This window comes from Citrobacter sp. Cs237 (assembly GCF_030332325.1).
GTDB classification, from domain to species: Bacteria; Pseudomonadota; Gammaproteobacteria; order Enterobacterales; family Enterobacteriaceae; genus Citrobacter_A; species Citrobacter_A sedlakii.
The window spans coordinates 86,547-113,359 of the sequence record NZ_JAOWIB010000101.1; the positions used below are offsets into that span (position 1 = coordinate 86,547).

Annotated in this window: 22 protein-coding genes and 1 pseudogene; 20 read left to right on the forward strand and 3 right to left on the reverse strand. The window is 55.8% G+C overall.

What is annotated here, in order from left to right; all coding sequences use genetic code 11:
* Positions 1–138: 138 nt before the first annotated feature.
* A pseudogene (locus tag OGY07_RS09490) lies at positions 139–195 on the forward strand (type I toxin-antitoxin system Ibs family toxin); the annotation flags it as partial.
* 101 nt (positions 196–296) lie between these two features.
* On the opposite strand, the gene yegD reads toward OGY07_RS09490, so the two are convergent.
* Positions 297–1,649, reverse strand: coding sequence for a molecular chaperone (gene yegD / locus OGY07_RS09495; protein ID WP_181822929.1), 1,353 nt, complete (start codon positions 1,647–1,649; stop codon positions 297–299).
* Between the two features lie 136 nt (positions 1,650–1,785).
* Here yegD and alkA point away from each other — a divergent pair, with 136 nt between their 5' ends.
* The gene (alkA, locus tag OGY07_RS09500; RefSeq protein ID WP_200034313.1) at positions 1,786–2,655 is read left to right on the forward strand and encodes a DNA-3-methyladenine glycosylase 2; all 870 of its coding nucleotides are present in this window, start codon (positions 1,786–1,788) and stop codon (positions 2,653–2,655) included.
* Here the strand turns inward: alkA and OGY07_RS09505 are convergent.
* Positions 2,623–5,595 (reverse strand): diguanylate cyclase domain-containing protein, encoded by a 2,973-nt coding sequence (locus OGY07_RS09505; RefSeq protein WP_286600170.1) that lies wholly within the window; start codon positions 5,593–5,595, stop codon positions 2,623–2,625. The genes alkA and OGY07_RS09505 overlap by 33 nt on opposite strands.
* 259 nt (positions 5,596–5,854) lie before the next feature.
* Here OGY07_RS09505 and udk point away from each other — a divergent pair, with 259 nt between their 5' ends.
* From udk to asmA, 3 genes are all read left to right on the forward strand, one after another.
* On the forward strand, positions 5,855–6,496 hold the full coding sequence (gene udk, locus OGY07_RS09510; protein ID WP_042284352.1) for a uridine kinase: 642 nt from the start codon (positions 5,855–5,857) through the stop codon (positions 6,494–6,496).
* Positions 6,497–6,587: 91 nt separating this feature from the next.
* Positions 6,588–7,169: a dCTP deaminase gene (gene dcd / locus OGY07_RS09515; RefSeq protein ID WP_042284348.1), complete on the forward strand. Its 582-nt coding sequence runs from the start codon at positions 6,588–6,590 to the stop codon at positions 7,167–7,169.
* 21 nt (positions 7,170–7,190) lie between these two features.
* On the forward strand, positions 7,191–9,044 hold the full coding sequence (asmA, locus tag OGY07_RS09520; protein WP_286600175.1) for an outer membrane assembly protein AsmA: 1,854 nt from the start codon (positions 7,191–7,193) through the stop codon (positions 9,042–9,044).
* A 68-nt stretch (positions 9,045–9,112) separates the two neighbouring features.
* On the opposite strand, the gene OGY07_RS09525 is transcribed toward asmA, so the two are convergent.
* Positions 9,113–10,696, reverse strand: coding sequence for a TerC family protein (locus OGY07_RS09525; RefSeq protein WP_286600177.1), 1,584 nt, complete (start codon positions 10,694–10,696; stop codon positions 9,113–9,115).
* 674 nt (positions 10,697–11,370) lie between these two features.
* Between OGY07_RS09525 and OGY07_RS09530 the strand changes: the two genes are divergently transcribed.
* The 15 genes from OGY07_RS09530 to cpsG all read left to right on the forward strand — a co-directional run.
* Positions 11,371–12,507, forward strand: coding sequence for a polysaccharide export protein (locus tag OGY07_RS09530; RefSeq protein ID WP_042284340.1), 1,137 nt, complete (start codon positions 11,371–11,373; stop codon positions 12,505–12,507).
* A gap of 5 nt (positions 12,508–12,512) precedes the next feature.
* Positions 12,513–12,959, forward strand: a complete 447-nt coding sequence (wzb, locus tag OGY07_RS09535) for a low molecular weight protein-tyrosine-phosphatase Wzb (RefSeq protein ID WP_286600179.1) — start codon at positions 12,513–12,515, stop codon at positions 12,957–12,959.
* On the forward strand, positions 12,959–15,121 hold the full coding sequence (gene wzc / locus OGY07_RS09540; RefSeq protein WP_286600181.1) for a tyrosine-protein kinase Wzc: 2,163 nt from the start codon (positions 12,959–12,961) through the stop codon (positions 15,119–15,121). The genes wzb and wzc overlap by 1 nt, the downstream gene beginning before the upstream one ends.
* Before the next feature lie 61 nt (positions 15,122–15,182).
* The gene (wcaA, locus tag OGY07_RS09545; protein WP_042284758.1) at positions 15,183–16,025 is read left to right on the forward strand and encodes a colanic acid biosynthesis glycosyltransferase WcaA; all 843 of its coding nucleotides are present in this window, start codon (positions 15,183–15,185) and stop codon (positions 16,023–16,025) included.
* Positions 16,026–16,027: 2 nt separating this feature from the next.
* Entirely contained in the window at positions 16,028–16,516 is a 489-nt protein-coding gene (gene wcaB, locus OGY07_RS09550) for a colanic acid biosynthesis acetyltransferase WcaB (protein WP_199956717.1), read from the forward strand.
* Positions 16,513–17,730, forward strand: a complete 1,218-nt coding sequence (gene wcaC / locus OGY07_RS09555; RefSeq protein ID WP_200034289.1) for a colanic acid biosynthesis glycosyltransferase WcaC — start codon at positions 16,513–16,515, stop codon at positions 17,728–17,730. Before wcaB ends, wcaC begins: the two co-directional genes overlap by 4 nt.
* A complete protein-coding gene (wcaD, locus tag OGY07_RS09560) occupies positions 17,705–18,925 on the forward strand; it encodes a colanic acid polymerase WcaD (RefSeq protein ID WP_042284327.1) in 1,221 nt (406 codons plus the stop codon). Before wcaC ends, wcaD begins: the two co-directional genes overlap by 26 nt.
* A gap of 13 nt (positions 18,926–18,938) precedes the next feature.
* Positions 18,939–19,685, forward strand: a complete 747-nt coding sequence (wcaE, locus tag OGY07_RS09565; protein WP_286600187.1) for a colanic acid biosynthesis glycosyltransferase WcaE — start codon at positions 18,939–18,941, stop codon at positions 19,683–19,685.
* 15 nt (positions 19,686–19,700) lie between these two features.
* Positions 19,701–20,294 carry a colanic acid biosynthesis acetyltransferase WcaF gene (gene wcaF / locus OGY07_RS09570; RefSeq protein ID WP_060569275.1) on the forward strand — a complete coding sequence of 198 codons (594 nt, stop codon included), beginning with the start codon at positions 19,701–19,703 and terminating at the stop codon, positions 20,292–20,294.
* Positions 20,295–20,324: 30 nt separating this feature from the next.
* Positions 20,325–21,446: a GDP-mannose 4,6-dehydratase gene (gene gmd, locus OGY07_RS09575; RefSeq protein WP_042284320.1), complete on the forward strand. Its 1,122-nt coding sequence runs from the start codon at positions 20,325–20,327 to the stop codon at positions 21,444–21,446.
* 2 nt (positions 21,447–21,448) lie between these two features.
* On the forward strand, positions 21,449–22,414 hold the full coding sequence (gene fcl, locus OGY07_RS09580; RefSeq protein WP_286600189.1) for a GDP-L-fucose synthase: 966 nt from the start codon (positions 21,449–21,451) through the stop codon (positions 22,412–22,414).
* Between the two features lie 2 nt (positions 22,415–22,416).
* Positions 22,417–22,896 carry a GDP-mannose mannosyl hydrolase gene (locus OGY07_RS09585; protein ID WP_042284315.1) on the forward strand — a complete coding sequence of 160 codons (480 nt, stop codon included), beginning with the start codon at positions 22,417–22,419 and terminating at the stop codon, positions 22,894–22,896.
* The gene (wcaI, locus tag OGY07_RS09590; RefSeq protein ID WP_286600192.1) at positions 22,893–24,116 is read left to right on the forward strand and encodes a colanic acid biosynthesis fucosyltransferase WcaI; all 1,224 of its coding nucleotides are present in this window, start codon (positions 22,893–22,895) and stop codon (positions 24,114–24,116) included. Before OGY07_RS09585 ends, wcaI begins: the two co-directional genes overlap by 4 nt.
* 3 nt (positions 24,117–24,119) lie before the next feature.
* On the forward strand, positions 24,120–25,556 hold the full coding sequence (gene cpsB / locus OGY07_RS09595) for a mannose-1-phosphate guanyltransferase (protein WP_060569271.1): 1,437 nt from the start codon (positions 24,120–24,122) through the stop codon (positions 25,554–25,556).
* Positions 25,557–25,677: 121 nt separating this feature from the next.
* On the forward strand, positions 25,678–26,813 hold a 1,136-nt coding region (gene cpsG, locus OGY07_RS09600), incomplete at its 3' end, for a colanic acid biosynthesis phosphomannomutase CpsG (RefSeq protein ID WP_286598898.1).

Genomic DNA, 26,813 nt, shown 5'->3' on the forward strand with positions numbered 1-26,813 from the left:
TCGATAACGAAAAAAGCGCTGGCGGAAAATGGCGTTAGAGTGGCGGCAAGGCGATGAAGGAAGTAAGCCACGGATTTCAGCATGACGCTGAAAAGGGAAAGCCCCTCCCGAGGAAGGGGCCAGAATAAGGAAAGGGTTATGATGAAGTCAGTCATCATACTGGTGAGACTCTTAGTCATGAGCTTCCAGGCTTACTCAGACACCAGGGGGAGGGGCGACCCTCCCTTACCCTCAATCCTGAAACTAAGCCACACCAACGCTCATGTCAATGCGTTTGCTTGCAGCCAGCGAGGCGGTTAGCGGAAAACAACTTCCGCCCAGCGCGCCAGTCCGGCGGTCACCGAACCAAAGTCATCGCCGCCGGCAATCGGAATGCCCGGCAATTGCCTCGCCAGCGCTTTTTTAATCAGCGGCGAGCGGGCGCTGCCGCCGGTCAGGTAGATCACATCCGGTTTCTCCTGAGCGTTATCCAGCGCCAGTCGCACCTGTTCCAGAATGCGCGTTAACGGTTGATCCAGCGCTGTTTCCAGCCCCTGCTGGCTGATGGCGGTCGCCAGTTCATCGCTAATAAACGGCAGTGTGGCGGTAAATTCTGGCTGGTCGGAAAGGGCGATTTTGCACTCCTCGGCGCGGCGCGCCAGACGATGGCTCAGCCGCTGACGCCAGACTTTCACCAGCAACGCCACTTTTTCCGGTTCGCGGGCATCGCGTACCAGCGTGTCCAACAGGCGACCGTTGGCACTGCTGTAAAAATCGCTCTGCGCCGGAACGTCGTTGATGGCCACGGCGTTCCACCACGGCAGCACCGGCAGGGCAATGCCTTTTTCGGTCTCGCCGCCCATGCCGAGAAGCGGCATCAGGTTTTTGAACGCCAGCGCGATGTCGAGGTCGTTGCCGCCAACGCGGCAGCCGCTGTGTCCGAGCAGGCTGGAACCACGGTCGGCGCGATGGTGCCATTGGGGTCCCATCAGCAGCAGCGAACAGTCGGTGGTTCCGCCGCCGATGTCCACGACCAGTACGCGTTTTTCTTCCTGCAGGGTGGCTTCATAATCCAGCCCTGCCGCGACCGGCTCGTACTGAAAGACCACATCCTGGAATCCGGCGCGGGTAGCGGCCCGCTGCAGAATGCCCTGCGCCTGACGGTTGGCTTCGTCACCGCCCAGCCCCTGAAAGTTGATCGGGCGACCGATGACGGCCTGGGTAATCGCGTCGGCAAGCTGATGTTGCGCCTGATTTCGGATGTGCAGCATCATGGCGCAAACCAAATCTTCAAACAGCGCAACCTGCTGTGGTTTGAGTCCGTTGGCGCCCAAAAAAGACTTGGGCGACTTAACGAAGTAGACCTCTTCCGGATCGTCAACGTATTGCGCCAGCGAAGACAGGCCGAACTGGACGCTGCCGCCGTGAACCTCGATATCTTCGTCGCGGTTGAAGCGGATCGCCCGGCGCAGCAGCGCCTGCGTCTCTTCATCCGGCGTTGGTACAGCGTGATGGCGGAACAGCCATTCGCTCACGGCTTCCCGGGTGGGCGCGCAGAGCATTGACGGTAACAGCGTGCTGTCGTTTTCCATTTTCAGTAACTGCGGCGCGCCGTCGCGCATGATCGCGACCGAGCAGTTCGCGGTACCGTAATCAAAGCCAATAAACACCTTATAAATCCCCATGCCAGTGAAGAAGGGGCGTGACTTTAGCGAAATGTCATCGCGCCGACAACTGGAATATGAAAGCAAGGCGTAACAATGGAATAGGGGTTATGCTCAGGGTTTGCAGAAAAAGGAGTGGGTGATGTTTTTCCTGAACTGGCAGCCGCCTTATGACTGGTCCTGGATGTTGGGTTTTCTCGCCGCTCGTGCGGTGAGCGGTGTGGAAAGGGTCGGTGATATGCGCTATACGCGCAGCCTGGCGGTAGGGGAGCATCGGGGGATAGTCAGCGTGGTGCCCGATGAACGGACGCATACGCTGGCGGTCACCTTAACCGGGGGGCTGCTGCCGGTAGCGGATGTCTGTCTGGAAAAAATGGCGCGGTTGTTCGATCTCGGCTGCGAGCCGACGAAAATCACCCGGGCACTTGGCGATCTGGGCGCGGCGCGTCCGGGGTTGCGCCTGCCCGGTTCGGTAGATGCCTTTGAGCAGGGGGTACGGGCAATCCTGGGGCAGTTAGTCAGCGTGGCGATGGCGGCAAAGCTCACTGCAAAAGTGGCGCAGCGCTATGGCGAACCGCTGGCCGACGCGCCAGGCTACGTCTGTTTCCCCGGCCCTGACATCCTTGCCGGCGCCGATCCGCTGGATCTGAAAGCGCTGGGGATGCCGCTTAAACGCGCTGAGGCGCTGATCCACCTCGCGCTGGCCGCGCGTGACGGGATACTGCCCACCAGCGCGCCTGAAGATGTTGAGTCTGGGGTGAAAGCGCTACAGGCGTTTCCGGGGATTGGACGCTGGACGGCGAACTATTTCGCACTCAGAGGCTGGCAGGCGAAAGACGTGTTTTTGCCGGATGATTACCTGATCAAACAGCGTTTTGCGGGCATGACGTCGGCGCAGATCCGGCGCTACGCGGAGCGCTGGAAACCCTGGCGCTCCTACGCCCTGTTGCACATTTGGTATACCGACGGCTGGCAACCGTCAGTTGATGGCGAAGTAACTGGTATTCAGTAGCAGATCCAGAGGCTGGGCTTCCGTAATGATGTCGCCATAGATCTGGTCGATGCCGATACCCGACAGCGTATCCATGACTACCGCCGCCTGCACCGGGCCGGCGATAGTTTTGCATCCCAGACGCTGGGCGTGACCGTGGATGATCGATACCAGCATTTCATCCATCAGGTTACTGTGGATGCTGGCGCTAAGCTCGCTGTCGAGCAGCAGGTAGTCGGCCATATTGGGGGCCAGCAGATTAAAGATTTGCAGGTCGCGCCCGATCTGGCTGAGGATAATGCGACAGCCCGCCTGACGAAGGGTCTGCAAGGCGGGCGCGGCTTCTTGCGCGTGGAGCAGCAGTGCTTCCGCCGGAATAATCAGGTGCAGCAGACGCCCCGGTAGCGGACTTTTTTCCAGCTGTTGCAGCAGTTCGTCTATCAGTGTCGCGCTGGTTAATCCGGCGACGGACAGCGGCAGGGCGATGCTCAGTCCTTTGTGCGCGACCGCCGGGGCGGCATGATGGAAAAAGGCATGAAAGACCCGCCGATCCAACGCATGATTGAGCGCAGGGTCTGCCAGCCCGGCGCGAAACGCCTGTTCTTCCATAACCTCGCCCTCGCTGGTCCACAGACGAAGTGAGATGAGCCACAGGCTGCGCGCTTCCGGAATACGCGGCGACGCGACGCCGCGGGCTAACATCAGCAGATGGTTTTCTTTTATCATGTGCCACTGTTCATCCAGCGACATCATGGCGCGCGGGTGCTGCGCCATTTCCTGCTGCGGCTCGTAGACGGTGACCTGACCGCGACCGCTATTTTTCGAGGCGTAACAGGCGATGTCGGCCTGTGACATCACTTCCACCGGCTGGCAGTTGTCGTCGTCAATGAGGGTGATGCCCGCGCTGGCCCCAACCCGGTGCAGACGGCCTTCCCACATAAAAGGGTACTCGTTAACCGCGGTGATGAGCCGGGTGGCGATAACGCGCGCGCTTTCAAGATGACAGTCCGGTAACAACAGGCCAAACTCATCACCACCCAGACGCGCCAGTACGTCGCCAGGACGAAGCAAACCGAGCATCAGTTGGGCGAGTTCGCGCAGTAACGCGTCGCCCGCGGCGTGACCGGCGCTGTCATTGACAGCTTTAAAACGGTCGAGATCGATAAATACCAGCGCATGATGCTGGTGGGTACTGCGCACCGTTTGCAGCAACTGCTTTAGCCGGGTCTCAAAGCTGGGGCGATTAGTCAGCTGTGTGAGCGCATCATGCGTGGCGCTGTAGCTCAGTTGGCGCAACATCTTGCGTGACTCGGTGACATCCTGGATCACCAGAACCGAACCAATGTTCCCGCCGTCCAGCGTCGTGAGCGGAGTGATGCTGTAGTGAATATCGTAGCTGCCGCCGTTGCGACAGTGCAGCACCACGTCCTGTTCGATGGCCGAGCGGGACATATCCGCGCTGTAGATGTTTTCCATCAGCGGACCGTTATTGCCGAAGGTAATGTGCAGCACTGTCAGTAAGGGTACGCCGATGGCGTTTTCTTGCTGCCAGCCGCTCATTTTTTCAGCGACCGGGTTCATAAAGGTGATTTTCATATCGACGTCTACACAGATCACCGCCTCGCCGATGGAGTCGAGGGTAATGTGCAGCCGCTCTTTTTCCTGAAACAGCGCTTCATTCAGGCGCTTATTTACCCATTCCGTGTGTTTAAGATCGTTAATGTCTTCAATCTGAGCAATAAAGTAGAGCGGCGTGCCGTCAGTATGACGGACCAGAGAAACCGCCAGCAGCGCCCACACCACTTCACCGCTGCGGGTGTAATAGCGCTTCTCCAGCGAATAGCTGTTGATGTCGCCACGCACCAGCATGTCGAGCTGCTCCAGATCGTTATGCAGATCTTCCGGCCAGGTCAGTTGCTGAAACGTGAGCGTGCGCAGTTCGTCCTGCGGGTAGCCAAGAAACTGACACAACGCTTTGTTGACCTGTAACCACTGTCCTTCGGTGCCGACCAACGCCATGCCGATGGCGGAATATTCCATGGCGTTACGGAAGCGTTCTTCGCTTTCCGTAATGTGTTTACGTTCCGCGCGAAACGCATACATCACCATGGTCATGATATTCGCCGGCAGCAGGATCATCAGGAACGGCAGCCACGGCAGATGCGTCAGCAGATTCACCTTCGGCGTAACCAGCAGCGACGGGTCGGCGGCCAGCATCAGTGAAACCACCATCACCGTGGCGAGAAAGACTAAAAAAGCTTCCATGCGCGGCAGGCGCACCGCGCTCCACATCAGCAGCACGATGACGCAGGTAAACGGCCAGGGGACAAACTTCATCGCCAGCCAGCTTAGCACCAGCGTGACGATCAGCGTCAGCAGCGTTTCCAGCAGCAGGCGAGGGTTGCGGTGGCGCAGCAGATAGTGTGGCTTAAACAGCAAGCCCAATGGCACCAGCGCCAGCGCGCCGATGGATTCTGACAGCACCCAGAACAGAAACGCCCGCAGCGGGGTATCGTGCGGAGACAACATCCAGACCAGCATCCCGCCGAGCAGTGGGGGGATCACCGCGCTGCCGAAGGCCAGACGGATCCAGTCGTTCAGATTCTGTAACGGGTTATACCCAGGCAGGAGCTTGCGCAGCAACAGCGCGCCTGTTGCCGCTTCAATAATGTTTATCGCCGTATAGGTAAAGTTGAGCGCGTCCGGGGGAAACAGCACCAGCGAGGCGCCAATACTGCCCAGAGAACAGGCGAGGGCGATGCCCGGCCACATGCGACCGGCATGGCGGTAAAAAGCCACCATCATGATGGAGGTAGGAAACCACAGAGGCGCTAACGCATTGCCGAACTGGGATAATTCCAGTGAAAAGAGCGTAAAAACAAACGCCGCCAGACCTAAACTGACGAAGCGCAGCAGAGGGTGCGGCAAGGGAACTAAAACATGTTGGGTTGGTTTACTCATTACCCTATCCGAATAGCCGGGAACGTCGAAGCACGCCAGGACGCGTCAGTGTGAGTCTGTGTTTATGCTAGTACAAACTTTTTACCTTTTATATCCCGGCTGCGCATAATTTGCCGTCAATCTAGAAGTCATCAGGGCGCAGGGACGGGGCTGGCGTGACGTTTCGCCGCGATGCATCTTGTCTGAATTTGTGTATAATTGCCGGCGTTTGACGCTCCGGCGTCTCCCTTCCTTACAGGTTATTCAGGTCGCTAAATTTATGACTGATCAGTCTCATCAGTGCGTCATTATCGGTATTGCTGGCGCATCGGCTTCTGGCAAAAGTCTTATTGCCAGTACTCTTTATCGTGAATTACGTGAACAAGTCGGTGACGAACATATCGGCGTGATCCCCGAAGACAGCTACTATAAAGATCAAAGCCATCTGTCGATGGAAGAACGCGTAAAAACCAACTATGACCATCCCAACGCGATGGATCACAGCCTGTTGTTTCAACATCTGCAAGCGCTTAAGCGCGGCTGCGCGATTGAACTGCCGGTCTACAGCTACGTCGAACACACCCGCATGAAAGAAACCGTGCGCGTGGAGCCGAAGAAAGTCATTATTCTGGAAGGCATTTTGCTGCTCACCGACGCCCGTTTGCGCGAAGAGATGAACTTCTCTATTTTTGTCGATACGCCGCTGGATATCTGCCTGATGCGCCGCATCAAGCGCGACGTTAACGAGCGTGGGCGTTCCATGGATTCCGTGATGGCGCAATACCAGAAAACGGTGCGTCCGATGTTCCTGCAGTTTATCGAGCCATCCAAGCAGTATGCGGATATTATCGTGCCGCGCGGCGGGAAAAACCGCATCGCCATCGATATTCTGAAAGCGAAAATCAGTCAGTTCTTTGAATAAGCCCTGCGAATTGTGTACCGTTCAGTGATAACCTGGTTTGCCCTTACGACACAATGCGTTAAGGGCCTGCTGCACGAAAGGAGAAAGTGCCATGCGTCTGTGTGACCGAGATATTGAAGCCTGGCTTGATGAAGGCCGTTTGTCGATCAACCCGCGTCCGCCTGTGGAGCGTATTAATGGCGCGACGGTGGATGTGCGCCTTGGCAATAAATTCCGTACCTTCAGCGGCCACACCGCAGCATTTATTGATTTAAGTGGGCCAAAAGATGAAGTCAGCGCCGCGCTCGACCGCGTAATGAGCGACGAGATTGCGCTGGCCGACGGCGAAGCGTTTTATCTCCATCCGGGCGAACTGGCGCTGGCGGTGACCTATGAGTCGGTGACCTTACCCGCGGATTTAGTCGGTTGGCTGGATGGCCGCTCTTCCCTGGCGCGTCTTGGCTTGATGGTGCACGTGACCGCCCACCGTATCGATCCCGGCTGGTCCGGCTGTATCGTGCTGGAATTTTATAACTCCGGTAAACTGCCGCTGGCGCTGCGCCCCGGCATGTTGATCGGCGCGCTGAGCTTTGAACCGCTTTCCGGTCCGGCGCTTCGCCCCTATAACCGTCGCGAAGATGCCAAATATCGCGATCAGCAGGGCGCGGTCGCCAGCCGGATTGATAAAGACTGAGTCTGATCCACTGAGGATAGCATGAGACGATTTCTGACGACGCTGATGATTTTGCTGGTCGTGCTGGTGGCCGGCTTTTCTGCGTTAGTAATGCTGGTCAACCCGAACGACTTCCGTACCTATATGGTGCAACAGGTCGCGGCGCGTAGCGGCTATCAGCTACAGCTGGATGGCCCACTGCGCTGGCACGTCTGGCCTCAGCTCAGTATCCTCTCCGGACGCATGGCGTTGACGGCGAAAGGCGCCAGTGAACCGCTGGTGCGCGCCGATAACATGCGGCTTGACGTTGCGCTGTGGCCGCTGCTTAGCCATCAGTTGAGCGTCAAGCAGGTGATGCTCAAAGGCGCGGTGATTCAGCTCACCCCGCAAACGGAAGCGGCGCGCAACGAAAACGCGCCGGTGCCTCCTAAAGACAATAACTTACCGGACGTCGCGGAAGATCGCGGCTGGTCGTTTGATATCGCCAGCCTGCGGGTGGCCGACAGCGTGCTGGTGTTCCAGCATGAAAATGATGAACAGGTCACCGTTCGCGACATCCGCCTGCAAATGGAGCAGGATGCGCAGCATCGCGGCGCTTTTGAGTTTTCCGGGCGGATTAACCGCGATCAGCGTGATTTGAATCTGGCCTTAAACGGTACGGTGGATGCGTCCGACTATCCGCATAACCTCTCTGCCGGGATCCAGCAGCTTAGCTGGCAGCTCCAGGGTGCCGATCTGCCGAAACAGGGGATTGAGGGACAAGGACAGCTTCAGGCGCAGTGGCAGGAAGACGCGAAATTACTCTCGTTCAGCCAGCTTGATCTGACCGCGAACGACAGTACGCTGACCGGAAGCGCCCAGGTGACGTTGACGGAGCAACCGGCCTGGCGCATTAACCTGAATTTCGGCAAGCTGAATCTGGATTCCATTATTCCGCTGTCGGAAAACAGCAGCGGCGCTAACGGCGGTGGCGAGCAGGGCGTGACGTCATCGTCTCTGGCCCGACCGGTCATCGCCAGCCGGGTCGATGAACCGGCCTATCAGGGGCTGAAGGGGTTTTCCGCGGAGATCGCGCTGAATGCAGAGAGCGTATTATGGCGCGGGATGAATTTCTCGTCCGTTTCGACGCGAATGACGAATCAGGCCGGCGTGCTGAAAATCGCGCAGCTCGAGGGCAAGCTTGATGGCGGCACGATTTCACTGCCCGGCACGCTGGATGCCAGCGCTGACACTCCGCGCGTGGTGTTCCAGCCGCGTCTTAATGATGTGGAGATAGGCACGATTCTGAACGCGTTCCATTATCCCATTGCCCTGACCGGTAAAATGTCGCTGACGGGCGATTTCTCCGGCGCGGACATTGATGCCCAGGCGTTTCGCCATAACTGGCAAGGTCAGGCGCGCGTCGAGATGCGCGATACGCGGATGGATGGCATGAACTTTCAGCAGCTGGTTCAGCAGGCGGTGGAGCGCAGCGGCGGCGACGTTGAGGCGATGCGTAATTACGATAACGCCACCCGTCTCGATCGTTTCGTCACTGACCTGACGCTCGACCACGGTAAGTTGGGGCTGAACAGCATGGAAGGCGAATCCTCTGTGCTGGCCCTGACTGGTAAAGGTACGCTCGATCTGGTCGGAGAGTCGTGCGACACGCAGTTTAACGTGCGGGTGCTCGGCGGCTGGAAAGGGGAAGGTAAGTTGATCGATTTCCTGAAAAACACGCCGGTGCCGCTGCGGGTTTACGGTAAGTGGCAGGCGCTGAATTATAACCTGCAGGTTGACCAGGTGCTGCGTAAGCATGTCCAGGATGAAGCGAAACGTCGTCTCAACGACTGGGCGGAGCGGAACAAAGATACCCGCGACGGCAAAGATGTCAGGAAGCTGCTGGATAAGCTGTAACCGCCTGTGGCGAGTCCCTTTTTGTAAGGCCGGACAGGGCGCGAAGCGCCGCTGTCCGGCGATTGCCACTACGCGTCGTATTCCCCGTCTTCGTCCGCGCGTAACGGAATCAGTTGCACCTTCTGTACGCGATGACTTTCTACCTGTAGCGTTTTCAGCAAGTAGTCGCCCACCTGAACCTCCTCACCCTCTTTCGGTATGCGTTGCAGATATTCCATCAACAGGCCGGCGATGGTGTGATACTCGCGTTTCTCATCGAGCGGCAGGGAAACATACTGCACCAGATCGTCCAGCGGCATATGACCGTTTGCCGTCCACGAACCGTCCTGATTTTTCTGAATATCATGGCGGGCGTCGATCTCTTCCACTTCGTTCGGCAAATTACCGGCAATGGTTTCCATCACGTCGCTCAGCGTCACAATCCCTTCGACAGACCCAAACTCGTCAACCACAAAGGCAAAATGCGTGCGGGCGTTGCGGAACTGCTCCAGCGCCGGCAGCAGCGGGAGCGTTTCCGGGAACACCAGCGGCTGGCGCACCAGTACCCGCAGGTTGAGCGGCTCTCCGCGCAGCGACTGCTGGAGCAGATCGATAACGTGCACCACGCCAAGCAGATCCTCCTGGTCATCTTCGCCGGTGACTACCAGTCGCGTATGCTGGTTTTTTTCGAGCAGGGCGCGGATATCCGCCTCAGGCGCGCAGAGATCGATATGCTCGATATCATGGCGCGAGGTCATAATGCTGCTGACGGTGCGCTGGTTCAGGTTGAGTACGCGCTCAATCATCCGCCGCTCCTGCGGGTTGAAAATTTGCGTGTCGTCATGATCCACCAGCATCGAGGCTGTTTCCGCATCCAGTTCGGCGTCCTCTTTCTTCCCGCTTAACAGGCGCATCACTGCTTCGGTCGTTCGCTGGCGCAGCGTATGGTTTGCGGAAAGAAAGCGGCGGCGGTTAAAGATAGCCAACTGGTTCAGGGCTTCAATCATCACCGAGAAGCCGATGGCGGCGTACAGGTAACCCTTCGGAATGTGGAAACCAAAACCTTCCGCCACCAGGCTAAAGCCGATCATTAACAGGAAACTCAGACAGAGAATGACGATGGTCGGGTGGCTGTTGACAAAACGGGTCAGTGATTTGCTGGCGAGCAGCATCAGCGTAATCGCGATAATCACCGCCGCCATCATCACCGCCAGGTGATCCACCATACCGACGGCGGTAATGACCGAGTCGAGCGAGAAGATGGCGTCCAGCACCACGATTTGCGCCACCACGCCCCAGAATTTAGCCCCTTTGCGCTGGGTGGGGTTGTCGCTGTCTTTCCCTTCCAGCCGCTCGTTAAGCTCCATCGTGGCTTTAAACAGCAGGAAGAACCCGCCGAACAGCATGATCAGGTCGCGCGCGCTAAAGCTTAAGCTCTGAACGCTAAAGAGCGGCTTCGTCAGGGTGACCAGCCAGGAGATTGACGCCAGCAAGAGCAGGCGCATCAGCATCGCCAGAATCAGGCCGGTGATGCGCGCGCGGTCTCGTTGCGCGGGCGGCAGTTTTTCGGCGAGGATGGCAATAAAGACTAAATTATCAATGCCGAGGACCAGCTCGATCACCACCAGCGTGACGAGACCGGCCCAGATTGACGGATCGGCAATCCATTCCATAGTAAGCGTAAAACCCTTCGTTATATGACAATTGTCACAATTCGATCATGGATAAAGCTGGCGGAAAATGCAATGCCAGAGCGGGATTTATCCTGCTTTTGTATTTCGTCCCACCCGTAATAATAACCTTAATGTTTCTGTCGGGAATAAATTCTGGATTAAAAACAATTTCGGATATATCGCAGGGTCGGTGGAATATATGCATTTTGTCAACATCAAGTAATTCCTAAAAATGCTGCTTTATATGACTTAATATTAATCTTAAAAAGACAAAATAGCAGGCTTGTTGCCTTGCCTGCTAATACGTTAGCTGTAACAATTCTTCCAGCGTTAATGAGGTGTGAAGAAATATATTGACCGGCATCGTTAATCATTAACCGCCGACATTCTTATTACCTTACGTATTTCTCTGTTGTGGCAGGAGAAAAATCACGAGGTTTGCAAAAATCTAACTTAATCAGTGTATTGGTAGCTAAAAAGCCAAGGGCGGTAGCGTGCCTGAACGCCTGATGACGAGTCTGCATTATTCTGTCAATAGCTTACGGATGAATTCAAATTTTTTAGGACTGATGCCAGTTAAATTTCTTTTCAATTAACTGCAATGTAAATGTGTACGGCGAAGTCGCTATTTAAATTGCACAGGATAATTACTCTGCCAAAGTGATAAATAATCAATGATGAAATCCAAAATGAAATTGATGCCATTATTGGTGTCGGTAACCTTGATAAGCGGTTGCACAGTACTTCCGGGCAGCAATATGTCTACGATGGGTAAAGACGTGATTAAACAGCAGGACGCTGATTTTGATCTCGACCGGATGGTGAATGTGTATCCACTCACCCCGCGACTGGTTGAGCAATTGCGTCCGCGGCCAAACGTGGCGCAACCGAATATGTCGCTGGACCAGGAGCTTGCCAGCTATCAGTACCGCGTCGGGGCAGGGGATGTTCTGAACGTGACGGTATGGGACCACCCTGAGCTGACAACGCCAGCGGGGCAGTACCGCAGCTCCAGCGACACCGGCAACTGGGTGCAGCCGGACGGCACGATGTTTTATCCCTATATCGGCAAGGTTAGCGTGGTGGGGAAAACACTCGCAGAGATCCGCAGTGATATTACCGGGCGCTTAGCGAAGTACATCGCTGACCCGCAGGTGGACGTTAATATCGCCGCGTTCCGTTCGCAAAAAGCCTATATCTCCGGCCAGGTGAACAAATCCGGCCAGCAGGCGATCACCAACGTGCCGCTCACCGTACTGGATGCGATCAACGCCGCAGGCGGCCTGACCGAAGACGCCGACTGGCGCAACGTCGTGCTGACCCATAACGGCAAAGAACAACGGATTTCCCTGCAGGCGCTGATGCAAAACGGCGATCTCAGCCAGAACCGCCTGTTGTATCCGGGCGACATTCTTTATGTTCCGCGCAATGACGATCTGAAAGTGTTTGTGATGGGTGAAGTGAAGAAACAGAGCACGCTCAAAATGGACTTCAGCGGCATGACGCTGACCGAAGCGCTGGGCAACGCCGAAGGTATCGATCTGACCACCTCCAACGCCAGCGGCATCTTCGTGATCCGTCCGCTGAAAGGCAAAGGTCCGGGCGGCAAGATTGCCAATATTTATCAGCTCGATATGTCTGATGCGACCTCTCTGGTCATGGCGACGGAATTCCGTCTGCAGCCTTATGACGTGGTGTATGTCACCACCGCACCGGTTGCGCGCTGGAACCGTCTGATCAATCAGTTGCTGCCGACCATCAGCGGTGTCCGTTATATGACGGATACGGCCAGCGACATTCACGCCTGGTAATCGTCATGTTTAACAAAATATTAGTTGTTTGCGTGGGGAACATTTGCCGTTCCCCAACGGCAGAACGCTTATTGAAGCGCTACCACCCGGCGCTGACCGTCGAGTCGGCGGGGCTTGGCGCGCTGGTGGGTAAGGGCGCAGATGCGTCTGCCCTTAGCGTGGCGGCCGATCACGGCCTGTCGCTGGACGGACACTGCGCGCGGCAGATCACCGGACGGCTGTGCCGGGACTATGACCTGATCCTGGCAATGGAGAAAAGACACATTGCGTCTCTGCATGAGCTGGCGCCGGAAATGCGCGGCAAAGTCATGTTGTTTGGTCACTGGGACGATGAGCGCGACATTCCCGACCCGTATCGTAAAAGCCGCGAGGCGTTTGAAGCGGTGTACGCATTACTTGAACGGTCTGCCCGCCAGTGGGCGCAGGCATTGAACGCAGAGCAGGTAAAATAATGACAGAAAAAGTAAGACAGTCTGCCGCTCCGGTAACGGGCAACGATGAAATCGATATCGGCCGCCTGGTGGGCACCGTCATTGAAGCACGCTGGTGGGTGCTGGGGATTACGGCATTATTCGCATTTTGCGCAGTGATTTACACGCTCTTCGCCACGCCAATCTACAGTGCGGATGCGCTGGTGCAGATTGAACAGAACGCTGGCAGCTCGCTGGTGCAGGATATCAACTCGGCGTTGTCCGATAAACCCCCCGCCTCTGAGGCCGAAATTCAGCTGATTCGCTCGCGTCTGGTGTTAGGCAAAACGGTGGATGACCTGGACCTGGATATCTCCGTCAGCAAAAACACCTTCCCGCTGTTTGGCGCAGGCTGGGAACGGCTGATGGGACGCCAGAATGAGACGGTGAAAGTCACCACCTTTACCTTGCCGAAGGGAATGAACGACCAGGTTTTCACGCTGAACGTGTTGGACGATAAGTCCTACTCGCTGACCAGCGACGGCGGGTTTAGCGCCCGTGGGCAGATCGGTCAAACCCTGAACAAAGACGGCGTGACGATGGTGGTGAGCGAGATCCATGCCCGCCCGGACACCGAATTTACCGTCAATAAATTCTCCACGCTCGGGATGATCAACACCCTGCAAAACAACCTGACGGTAACCGAAACCGGCAAAGACACCGGCGTGTTAAGCCTGACGTTTACCGGTGAGGATCGCGAACAAATTCGCGAAATTCTCGACAGCATTACCCGCAACTACCTTGAACAGAACGTGGCGCGTAAATCGGAAGAGGCAGCGAAAAGCCTGGCATTCCTGGCAAAACAACTGCCGGAAGTGCGCAGCCGTCTGGACGTCGCGGAGAACAAACTCAACGCCTTCCGCCAGGATAAAGACTCCGTTGACCTGCCGCTGGAAGCAAAAGCGGTGCTGGACTCAATGGTCAATATCGACGCCCAGTTGAATGAGCTGACCTTTAAAGAAGCGGAAATCTCCAAGCTGTACACCAAAGCGCACCCGGCTTACCGCACACTGCTGGAAAAACGCCAGGCGCTGGAGGATGAAAAAGCGAAGCTCAACGGGCGCGTGACGGCAATGCCGAAAACGCAGCAGGAGATCGTGCGTCTGACCCGTGACGTGGAGTCCGGTCAGCAGGTCTACATGCAGCTGCTGAATAAGCAACAGGAACTGCAGATCAACGAGGCCAGCACCGTCGGCGATGTGCGAATTGTTGACCCGGCGATTGCCCAACCGGGTGTACTGAAGCCGAAGAAGGGGCTGATCATACTGGGCAGCATTATTCTTGGCCTGATGTTGTCAATCGTCGGCGTCCTGCTGCGTTCGTTGTTCAATCGCGGTATCGAAAGCCCGCAGGTGCTTGAAGAGAACGGGATCAGCGTTTACGCCAGCATTCCGCTGTCGGAATGGCAGAAAGCGCGCGATAACGTGAAAACCATCAAAGGCGTGAAGCGTTACAAGCAGAGCCAGTTGCTGGCGGTAGGGAACCCGACCGATCTGGCGATTGAAGCGGTGCGTAGTCTGCGTACCAGCCTGCACTTCGCCATGATGCAGGCGCAGAACAACGTGCTGATGCTGACCGGGGTCAGCCCATCAATCGGTAAAACTTTTGTCTGCGCCAACCTGGCGGCGGTCATCAGCCAGACCAACAAGCGCGTGTTGTTGATCGACTGCGACATGCGTAAGGGGTACACCCACGAGTTGCTCGGCACCAACAACGTGAACGGTCTGTCCGATATTCTGGTCGGCAAGGGAGATATTTCCGCCTGCGCCAGACCAACCTCTATCCCAAACTTCGATCTCGTCCCGCGCGGCCAGGTGCCGCCAAATCCGTCGGAACTGCTGATGAGTGAACGTTTTGGCGAGTTGATTAAGTGGGCCAGCAGTCACTATGACCTGGTGCTGATCGATACGCCGCCGATTCTGGCCGTGACTGACGCGGCGATTGTTGGTCGCCACGCGGGAACCACCCTGATGGTGGCGCGTTACGCCGTGAATACCCTGAAAGAGGTGGAGACCAGCCTCAGCCGCTTCGGGCAAAACGGCATTCAGGTGAAAGGGGTGATCCTCAACTCTATCTTCCGTCGCGCCACCGGATACCAGGATTACGGGTATTACGAGTACGAATATAAGTCAGATTCCAAATAAAAAACGAGAATGCCGGATGGCAGCGAAACGCCATCCTGCGAAAACGCTTTGGGGAACGAGCATGAATAAAGACAACCCGCTGATTTCAATCTATATGCCCACCTGGAACAGGCAACAACTGGCGATTCGGGCCATCAAATCGGTGCTGCGCCAGGACTATACCCACTGGGAAATGATCATTGTCGATGATTGCTCCAGCGCCTATGAACAGCTGCAACAGTTCGTCGAAGGATTAAACGATCCACGGGTGCGTTATACCCATAACGACGTCAATTCCGGCGCCTGCGCGGTGCGTAACCAGGCGATCCGACAGGCGAACGGGCAGTACATCACGGGTATTGACGATGACGATGAATGGACGCCAAATCGCCTGAGCGTGTTTCTCGCCCATAAGCATCAGTTGGTCACTCATGCGTTCCTTTACGCGAACGATTATGTCTGTGAAGGCGAAGTCTATTCGCAACCGGCCAGTCTGCCGCTCTACCCGAAGTCCCCGTACTCTCGCCGCCTGTTCTACAAGCGCAACATCATCGGCAACCAGGTGTTTACCTGGGCGTGGCGTTTTAAAGAGTGCCTGTTCGACACTGAACTGAAGGCGGCGCAGGATTACGATATTTTCCTGCGCATGGTGGTGGAGTACGGCGAACCGTGGAAGGTGGAAGACGCGACGCAGATCCTGCATATCAACCACGGCGAAATGCAGATCACCTCGTCGCCGAAAAAATTCTCCGGCTATTTCCATTTTTATCGCAAGCACAAAGATAAATTCGACCGCGCGAGCAAGAAATATCAGCTGTTCACCCTTTACCAGATCCGCAATAAACGGATGACCTGGCGCACGTTGCTCACGCTGCTGTCCGTTCGTAACGGCAAACGGCTGGCTGACGGACTGCGAGGGCGTTAAGCATGCTGGAAGATATTCGCGCCAACAGCTGGAGTCTGCGCCCGTGCTGCATGGTGCTGGCTTATCGCGTCGCCCACTTTTGTTCCGTCTGGCGCAAAAAAAATGTCCTTAACAACCTGTGGGCCGCGCCGGTGCTGGTGCTGTATCGCCTGATCACCGAGTGCCTGTTTGGCTACGAGATACAGGCCGCAGCGACCATTGGCCGACGTTTCACTATTCATCACGGTTATGCCGTGGTGATAAATAAAAACGTGGTCGCCGGGGACGATTTTACGATTCGTCATGGTGTCACCATCGGCAACCGCGGCGCCGACAGCCTCGCCTGCCCGGTGATTGGCAACGGGGTGGAGCTGGGCGCGAACGTCATTGTGCTGGGTGATATCACTATTGGTAATAACGTGACCATTGGCGCCGGGAGCGTGGTGCTTGACGCCGTGCCGGACAATGCGCTGGTGGTAGGCGAGAAGGCACGAGTGAAGGGAATAAAATGAACATTCTGCAATTTAATGTGCGGCTGGCGGAAGGCGGTGCGGCTGGAGTGGCATTAGATCTGCATCAGCGCGCGCTGCAAAAAGGACTGGCTTCACGTTTCGTGTACGGCTACGGCAAAGGCGGAAAGAAAAGCGTCAGCCACAATCATTATCCGCATGTGAGTAAGCAGACGCCACGGTTGACGTCGGTGGCGAATATCGCTCTGTTTCGTCTGTTTAACCGCGACCTGTTTGGCAATCTCAATAATGTATACCGCAGCGTCACCCGCACGCCGGGGCCGCTGGTGCTGCATTTTCACGTCCTGCACAGCTACTGGCTGAATCTGGCCGAGGTGGTGGCGTTTTGCGAAAAGGTGAAAAACCACAAGCCGGACGTCACGCTGGTCTGGACGCTGCACGACCACTGGAGCGTAACTGGCCGCTGCGCCTTTACCGACGGTTGCGAAGGCTGGAAGTCGGACTGCCGGAAATGCCCGACGCTGAACAATTACCCACCGGTGAAGGTCGACCGCGCCCATGCGCTGGTGCACGGTAAGCGCCAGCTTTTCCGTGACATGCTGGCGCTCGGCTGTCAGTTTATCTCACCAAGCCAGCACGTCGCCGATGCCTTTAACAGCCTGTACGGGGCAGGGCGTTGCCGCATCATCAATAACGGTATCGACGTGGCGACCGAAGCGATTCTCGCGGAGCTGACCCCGGTCAGCGCGACGGAAGGAAAACCGAAAATCGCGGTGGTGGCCCACGATCTGCGCTATGACGGTAAAACCAACCAGCGGCTGGTGCGCGAAATGATGGCGCTGGGCGAGGCGATCGAATTACATACCTTCGGTAAGTTTTCGCCGTTTGACGGAACGAACGTGGTCAATCACGGATTTGAAACCGACAAGCGTAAGCTGATGAGCGCACTGAACCAGATGGACGCGCTGGTGTTCAGTTCACGGGTGGATAACTATCCGTTGATTCTCTGCGAAGCATTGTCGATTGGCGTGCCGGTTATCGCCACCCATAGCGAGGCGGCGCAGGAGGTCCTGCAAAAATCCGGCGGTAAAACCTTCGACGACAGCGACGTACTTCGCCTGGTACAGTTAAGCAAAGCCGATATCGCGCAGGCCGTCTTTGGCACTTCGCTCGACGCCTTTCGCGAGCGCAGCCGGGCGGCTTACAGTGGACAACAGATGCTGGAGGAATATGTCTCGTTCTATCAGAATCTGTAGCTATCTGCTGCTGCCGCTGATCTACCTGCTGGTCAACGTCAAAATTGCCCAGTTGGGCGAAAGTTTTCCCATCACCATCGTCACCTTTTTGCCGGTTTTGCTGCTGCTTTATGTGGAACGCATCAACCTGAAAAAACTGATGATTGCATTGGGGATCGGCGCCGGGCTGACGGCGTTTAACTACCTTTTCGGCCAGTCGCTGGACGCCAGCAAGTACGTCACTTCCACCATGCTGTTTGTTTACATTGTGATCATTATCGGCATGGTCTGGAGTATTCGCTTTAAAACCATTTCGCCGCACAACCACCGCAAGATCCTGCGCTTTTTTTATCTGGTGGTAGGGCTGGTGGTACTGCTCGCCGCTGCCGAGATGGCGCAAATTATCCTCACCGGCGGCAGTAGCTTAATGGAAGCGATTTCGAAATATCTTATTTACAGTAACAGTTATGTACTGAACTTTATTAAATTTGGCGGCAAGCGAACCACCGCACTCTATTTCGAACCGGCCTTTTTTGCTCTGGCGTTAATCTCAATTTGGCTCAGCATCAAACAGTTTGGTATCAAAACACCTAAAACCGATGCTATGATTCTGGCAGGGATAGTATTATCAGGATCGTTTTCAGGGGTAATGACATTTATCTTGTTTTACCTGCTGGAATGGGCATTTCAGTATCTGAATAAGGATGCGATTAAGAAAAAACTGCCGCTGGCGATAATTTCATTAACCGTATTTCTGGTGGGGGTGATGTTCGCATTTCCTTATATCTCCACGCGCCTCGGTGATTTAGGCACAGAAGGGTCATCGTCTTATTATCGTATCGTCGGCCCGCTGGTTATGGTCGGCTATTCTTTGACCCATATTGACGGCGTTGTCAGATTTGGCTCACTTTACGAATATGTCGCATCATTCGGAATCTTTAACGGTGCGGATGTCGGAAAAACAATAGACAATGGTTTGTATCTGCTGATTATTTATTTTTCCTGGTTCGCGGTACTCATGACTCTGTGGTACATGGGGAAAGTGGTAAAAATGACGCTTAATGCGTTTGGTGATAATCAGAATTTTCGGGTGCAGCTTTATCTTTTTACCCCGGTGTCACTGTTTTTTACCGGTTCAATATTTAGCCCGGAATATGCGTTTCTAATTGTCTGTCCGTTTATTTTGCGCAAAGCGCTCAATATTACAAAAGTATGATGAGGTTATTCCTATGCTGCTCAGCATTATCACCGTCGCGTTTCGCAATCTGGACGGCATTGTCAAAACCCATGCGTCACTTGCGCACCTGGCCCAGGCAAATGATATCAGCTTCGAGTGGATTGTGGTGGATGGCGGCTCGAACGACGGGACCCGCGAGTTTCTCGAAAACCTCAATGGTGAGTACGACTTACGCTTTGTGAGCGAACCGGATAATGGCATCTATGATGCGATGAATAAAGGCATAGAGATGGCGCAGGGAACGTTTGCGCTGTTCCTCAATTCCGGTGATATTTTTCATCCGGATGCTGCCCGGTTCGTGCGTCAGCTGAAGACACAAAAAGATGACGCCATGATGACCGGTGATGCGCTGCTGGATTTTGGCAATGGTCATAAAATTAAACGCAGCGCGAAACCCGGCTGGTATATCTATCACAGTCTGCCAGCCAGCCATCAGGCGATCTTTTTCCCGGTCAGAGGGTTAAAAATCTGGTATTACGATTTGCAATATAAAGTGTCATCCGACTATGCGCTGGCCGCCAGAATGTATAAAGCGGGTTATCGTTTTAAAAAATTAAATGGCCTGGTGTCTGAATTTTCTATGGGCGGCGTGTCGACAACGAATAATCTTGAACTCTGCGAAGATGCGAAAAAGGTTCAGCGTAACATATTACATGTCCCCGGTTTCTGGGCGGAGTTGTCATGGCATTTACGCCAGCGCACGACGGGTAAAACGAAAGCCTTATATAACAAATCATAAATATAAGGAAATAATATGCAGGATTTACGCGGCTTTTCCGTGCCGAAAGGTTTTCGTGGCGCGAATGGCATAAAAGTTCAATTGTGGTGGGCGGTACAGGCGACATTATTTGCCTGGTCTCCGCAGGTCCTTTATCGCTGGCGCGCATTTTTGCTCCGTTTATTTGGCGCGAAAATCGGAAAAAACGTAGTCATCCGACCTTCGGTAAAAATTACCTATCCGTGGAAATTAACGTTAGGGGATTACGCCTGGGTCGGCGATGAGGTCAATTTATACACCCTCGGCGAGATTATTATCGGCGCAAACTCGGTGGTTTCGCAAAAAAGTTATTTATGTACCGGCAGTCACGATCACGCCAGCGCGCATTTTGATATTACCGCCACGCCGATTGTGATTGGCGAGAAGTGCTGGCTGGCAACCGATGTCTTCGTTGCGCCCGGTGTGACGATTGGCGATGGCACGGTCGTTGGCGCCCGCAGCAGCGTTTTTAAATCGCTACCGGCAAATACGATTTGCCGTGGCAATCCCGCAGTGGTGATACGCGAACGCGTTGAAACGAAGAGCCCGGTTCAGAATGGCAAGACAGATAGCCTTATGAGCAGGGTTTGAAAACTTTGATAAGTACAGAGGAAAATAAACATGTCTAAAGTCGCTCTCATCACCGGCGTTACCGGACAAGATGGTTCTTACCTGGCAGAGCTGCTACTGGAAAAAGGGTATGAAGTGCACGGTATTAAGCGTCGTGCCTCTTCTTTTAACACGGAACGTGTTGATCATATTTATCAGGATCCGCACGCCAGCAACCCCAAATTCCATCTACATTACGGTGACCTGACGGACTCTTCCAACCTGACCCGTATCCTGCAGGAAGTGCAGCCGGATGAAGTGTATAACCTGGGCGCGATGAGTCACGTTGCGGTCTCCTTCGAGTCGCCGGAATACACCGCCGATGTTGACGCCATGGGGACCCTGCGTCTGCTGGAAGCGATTCGTTTCCTGGGCCTCGAAAAGAAAACCCGTTTCTATCAGGCGTCCACCTCTGAGCTGTACGGTCTGGTGCAGGAAATTCCGCAGAAAGAGACCACGCCGTTCTATCCGCGTTCACCGTATGCCGTGGCGAAACTGTATGCCTACTGGATCACCGTTAACTACCGCGAGTCTTATGGCATTTACGCCTGTAACGGCATTCTGTTCAACCACGAATCCCCACGCCGCGGCGAAACCTTTGTCACCCGCAAAATTACCCGTGCGATCGCTAACATCGCGCAGGGTCTGGAGTCATGCCTGTACCTCGGCAACATGGATTCCCTGCGTGACTGGGGCCATGCGAAAGATTACGTCAAGATGCAGTGGATGATGCTGCAGCAGGAACAGCCGGAAGACTTCGTTATCGCCACCGGCGTGCAGTACTCAGTGCGTCAGTTCGTTGAGATGGCCGCGGCACAGCTGGGCATCAAACTGCGCTTTGAAGGCGAAGGCGTAAATGAGAAAGGCATTGTCGTCTCCGTCACGGGCCACGACGCGCCAGGCGTGAAGGCAGGCGATGTGATTGTTGCCGTCGACCCGCGTTATTTCCGTCCTGCGGAAGTGGAAACCCTGCTGGGCGATCCGAGTAAAGCGCACGAGAAGCTGGGCTGGAAACCGGAAATTACCCTGCAGGAAATGGTTTCCGAAATGGTCGCGAAAGATCTGGAAGCGGCGAAGAAACACTCCCTGCTGAAGTCTCACGGCTACGAGGTTGCCATCGCGCTGGAGTCCTGAGAATGAGCAAACAACGAATTTTCATTGCCGGCCATCGCGGGATGGTCGGTTCCGCGATAAAACGCCAGCTTGAACAGCGCGGCGACGCGGAACTGATCGTGCGCACCCGCGAGGAACTGAACCTGCTGGACAGTCGTGCCGTTCATGACTTCTTCGCCAGTGAACGCATCGATCAGGTGTATCTGGCGGCGGCGAAAGTGGGCGGCATTGTCGCGAATAACACCTACCCGGCGGATTTCATCTTTGAGAACATGATGATGGAAAGCAACATCATCCATGCCGCGCACCTGAATAACGTCAATAAGCTGTTGTTCCTCGGGTCATCGTGCATCTACCCGAAGCTGGCGAAACAGCCGATGGCTGAGAGCGAGCTGTTGCAGGGAACGCTTGAGCCAACCAATGAGCCTTACGCCATTGCCAAAATTGCCGGGATCAAGCTGTGCGAGTCCTACAACCGTCAGTATGACCGCGACTATCGCTCGGTGATGCCGACCAACCTGTACGGGCCGCACGACAACTTCCACCCGAGCAATTCCCATGTGATCCCGGCGCTGCTGCGTCGTTTTCATGAGGCGACCGTGGAAAACGCGCCGGATGTGGTGGTGTGGGGCAGCGGTACGCCGATGCGTGAATTCCTCCACGTTGACGACATGGCCGCCGCCAGCATTCACGTGATGGAGCTGGATCGCGAAGTCTGGCAGGAAAACACCCAGCCGATGCTGTCGCACATTAATGTCGGTACCGGCATTGACTGCACCATCCGCGAGCTGGCGCAGACGATCGCGCAGGTGGTGGGCTACAAGGGCCGCGTGGTGTTCGACGCCACCAAACCGGACGGCACGCCGCGCAAACTGCTCGACGTCACCCGCCTGCATCAACTGGGCTGGTATCACGAGATCTCGCTGGACGCTGGACTCGCCAGCACCTACCAGTGGTTCCTTGAGAATCAGCACCGGTTTCGGGGGTAAGCATGTTTTTACGTCAGGAAGATTTTGCCACGATCGTTCGTTCCACGCCGCTGATCTCCATTGATTTGATTGTGGAAAACGAACGCGGCGAGTTCCTGCTGGGAAAACGAACGAATCGTCCTGCACAGGGCTTCTGGTTCGTGCCCGGCGGGCGTGTGCAGAAGGATGAAACGCTCAGCGATGCCTTTGCGCGCCTTACTCTGGCGGAACTGGGCCTGCGACTGCCGATGGCAGCGGGCCAGTTTTACGGGGTCTGGCAGCACTTCTATGACGATAACTTTTCGGGCAGCGACTTCACCACGCACTACATCGTGCTGGGGTTCCGTCTGAAGGTGAGAGAGGCTGACCTGCCTCTGCCTGATTCTCAGCATGACGACTACCGCTGGCTGTCGCCAGAGGCGCTGCTTGCCAGTGACAACGTGCACGACAACAGTCGTGCCTATTTCCTGGCTGATCGTCAGTCCGGAGTGCCGGGCTTATGAAAATTTTGGTGTATGGAATCAACTACTCGCCGGAGCTGACCGGCATCGGCAAATACACCGGCGAGATGGTCGAGTGGATGGCGCGTCAGGGGCATGAGGTGCGGGTCATTACCGCGCCGCCGTACTACCCGCAGTGGAAGGTGGGCGAGCGCTATTCCGCCTGGCGCTACCGCCGGGAAGAGGGCGATGCCACCGTCTGGCGTTGCCCGCTGTATGTGCCGAAGCAGCCCTCGACGCTGAAACGATTATTGCATCTCGGCAGTTTCGCGCTGAGCAGCTTTTTCCCGCTGATGGCCCAGCGCCGCTGGAAGCCGGATCGCATTATCGGCGTGGTGCCGACGCTGTTTTGCACACCGGGCATGCGCCTGCTGGCGAAGCTCTCTGGCGCGCGCACCTTACTGCATATTCAGGATTATGAAGTGGACGCGATGCTTGGACTCGGTCTGGCCGGAAAGGGCAAGAGCGGCAAAGTGGCAAAGCTGGCCTCCGCCTTTGAGCGCAGCGGCCTGCATAACGTCGACAACGTTTCCACCATTTCGCGTTCAATGATGAATAAAGCGCAGGAAAAAGGTGTCCCGGCGGAAAAAGTGATTTTCTTTCCGAACTGGTCGGAAGTGGCGCGCTTTCAGAACGTCAATGACGCGGATGTGCTTGCGCTGCGCAATCAGCTTGGTCTGCCGGATGACAAAAAAATCGTGCTTTATTCCGGCAATATCGGAGAAAAGCAGGGGCTGGAAAACGTCATCGAAGCCGCGGCTCAGTTGTGCGATAAGCCGCTGGTGTTCGCCATTGTCGGGCAGGGCGGCGGCAAAGCGCGACTGGAAAAAATGGCCCGTGAGCGCGGCCTCGATAACATCAGGTTTTATCCGTTGCAGCCTTACGAAGCGCTGCCTGCGCTGCTGAAAATGGGCGATTGCCATCTGGTGGTGCAAAAGCGCGGCGCGGCGGATGCGGTTTTACCGTCCAAGTTAACCAACATTCTGGCGGTCGGCGGCAACGCGGTCATCACCGCCGAACCGGAAACGGAACTGGGCCAGCTGTGCAGCAACGCGCCGGGTATCGCCGTTTGCGTTGAGCCGGAATCGGTCCCGGCGCTGGTCGCGGGGATTACCACCGCACTCGCCATGCCAAAACACAACACGGTGGCACGTGAATATGCCGAACGCACGCTCGATAAAGAGAACGTGTTACGTCAATTTATTACAGATATTCGGGGATGAATCATGGGGCAAAATAAACTCTATCCGGTTGTGATGGCTGGTGGCTCCGGTAGCCGTTTGTGGCCGCTTTCCCGCGTACTTTATCCAAAGCAGTTTTTATGCCTGAAGGGCGATCTGACCATGCTGCAAACGACCATTTGTCGTCTGAACGGCGTGGAGTGCGAAAGCCCGGTGGTGATCTGCAACGAGCAGCACCGTTTTATTGTCGCCGAACAGCTGCGACAGCTCAATAAACTCACGGAAAACATCATTCTCGAACCGGCGGGTCGTAACACCGCGCCGGCGATCGCGCTGGCTGCGCTGGCGGCAAAACGCCACAGTCCGGACAGCGATCCGCTGATGCTGGTGCTGGCGGCCGATCATGTGATTGCCAACGAAGACGCTTTCCGTGAGGCCGTACGTAACGCCATGCCGTACGCTGAGGCGGGTAAGCTGGTGACTTTTGGCATCGTGCCGGATCTGCCGGAAACCGGCTATGGCTATATTCGTCGCGGCGAGGTGGTGCCGGGCGAGAAAGACGCGGTGGCCTTTGAGGTGGCGCAGTTTGTCGAAAAACCGAATCTGGAGACCGCTCAGGCGTATGTGGCAACCGGCGATTACTACTGGAACAGCGGTATGTTCCTGTTCCGCGCCGGTCGTTATCTGGAAGAACTGCAAAAATACCGTCCCGATATTCTGTCGGCCTGCGAAAAAGCGATGAGCGTCGTTGACCCGGATCTGGACTTCATTCGGGTGGATGAAGAGGCGTTTCTCGCCTGTCCGGAAGAATCGGTGGATTACGCGGTAATGGAACGCACGGCGGATGCGGTAGTGATGCCGATGGACGCGGGCTGGAGCGACGTGGGCTCCTGGTCCTCGCTATGGGAGATTAGCGCGCATACCGCCGAAGGTAACGTACACCACGGCGATGTGATCAGCCACAAAACCGAGAACAGCTACGTCTATGCCGAGTCTGGCCTGGTGACGACCGTTGGCGTTAAAGACCTGGTGGTGGTGCAGACCAAAGACGCGGTGCTGATTGCCGATCGCAACGCGGTGCAGGATGTCAAAAAAGTGGTTGAACAAATCAAAGCCGACGGGCGTCATGAACACCATATTCACCGTGAAGTGTACCGTCCGTGGGGCAAATACGACTCTATCGACGCCGGTGACCGCTACCAGGTGAAACGCATTACCGTTAAACCGGGCGAGGGGCTGTCGGTGCAGATGCACCACCACCGCGCCGAACACTGGGTGGTGGTGGCGGGCACCGCCAAAGTCACCATCAACGGCGAGATCAAACTGCTTGGTGAAAACGAGTCTGTTTATATTCCGCTGGGCGCGACCCACTGTCTGGAAAACCCGGGAAAAATTCCGCTCGACTTAATTGAGGTGCGCTCCGGCGCCTATCTGGAAGAGGACGACATCGTTCGCTTCGAGGATCGCTACGGCCGCGTCTGACCATCATCTTTCGCGGCGCAGGGGCGCAGGCTTCCTGTAACGCGAAATCGAATGGGTATCCGAAATGATAATTCTCCTTCCGGGAGAGGGCTAACTGTTGCCTGAAGAAGGGTAAAAAAACATGACAAAATTAACCTGTTTCAAAGCCTACGATATTCGCGGCAGACTGGGCGAAGAATTAAACGAAGATATTGCGTGGCGGATTGGCCGCGCCTACGGCGAATTTCTCAAACCGAAAACCATTGTACTCGGCGGCGACGTGCGTCTGACCAGTGAGGCGCTGAAGCTGGCGCTGGCGAAGGGGTTACAGGACGCGGGCGTCGATGTGCTGGATATTGGCCTTTCCGGCACCGAAGAGATCTATTTCGCCACCTTCCACCTCGGCGTTGACGGTGGCATTGAAGTCACCGCCAGCCATAACCCGATGGACTACAACGGCATGAAGCTGGTGCGTGAGGGCGCGCGCCCAATCAGCGGCGACACCGGCCTGCGCGACGTCCAGCGCCTGGCGGAAGCCAATGACTTTCCGCCGGTCAATATGGATAAGCGCGGCAGCTATAAACAGATCACCCTGCGCGACGCCTATATCGATCATCTGTTTGGCTACATCAACGTCAACAACCTCACCCCGCTGAAGCTGGTGATCAACTCGGGTAACGGCGCGGCGGGTCCGGTGGTGGACGCTATTGAAGCGCGCTTTAAGGCCCGGGGCGTACCGGTGGAGTTCATCAAGGTGCATAACACCCCGGACGGCAACTTCCCGAACGGTATTCCTAATCCGCTGCTGCCGGAATGTCGCGACGATACCCGCAATGCGGTGATTGAGCACGGCGCGGACATGGGGATTGCTTTTGACGGCGACTTTGATCGCTGCTTCCTGTTCGACGAAAAAGGGCAGTTTATTGAGGGCTACTACATCGTCGGCCTGCTGGCGGAAGCGTTCCTCGAAAAACACCCGGGCGCGAAGATCATCCACGACCCGCGCCTGTCCTGGAACACTGTCGACGTGGTGAAGGCCGCAGGCGGCACGCCGGTGATGTCGAAAACCGGTCATGCGTTCATCAAAGAGCGGATGCGTGCGGAAGATGCTATTTACGGCGGCGAAATGAGCGCCCACCACTACTTCCGTGATTTCGCCTACTGCGACAGCGGGATGATCCCGTGGCTGCTGGTGGCGGAGCTGGTATGCCTGAAAGGGCAGTCGCTGGGCGAGCTGGTCCGCGACCGGATGGCGGCGTTCCCGGCGAGCGGTGAAAT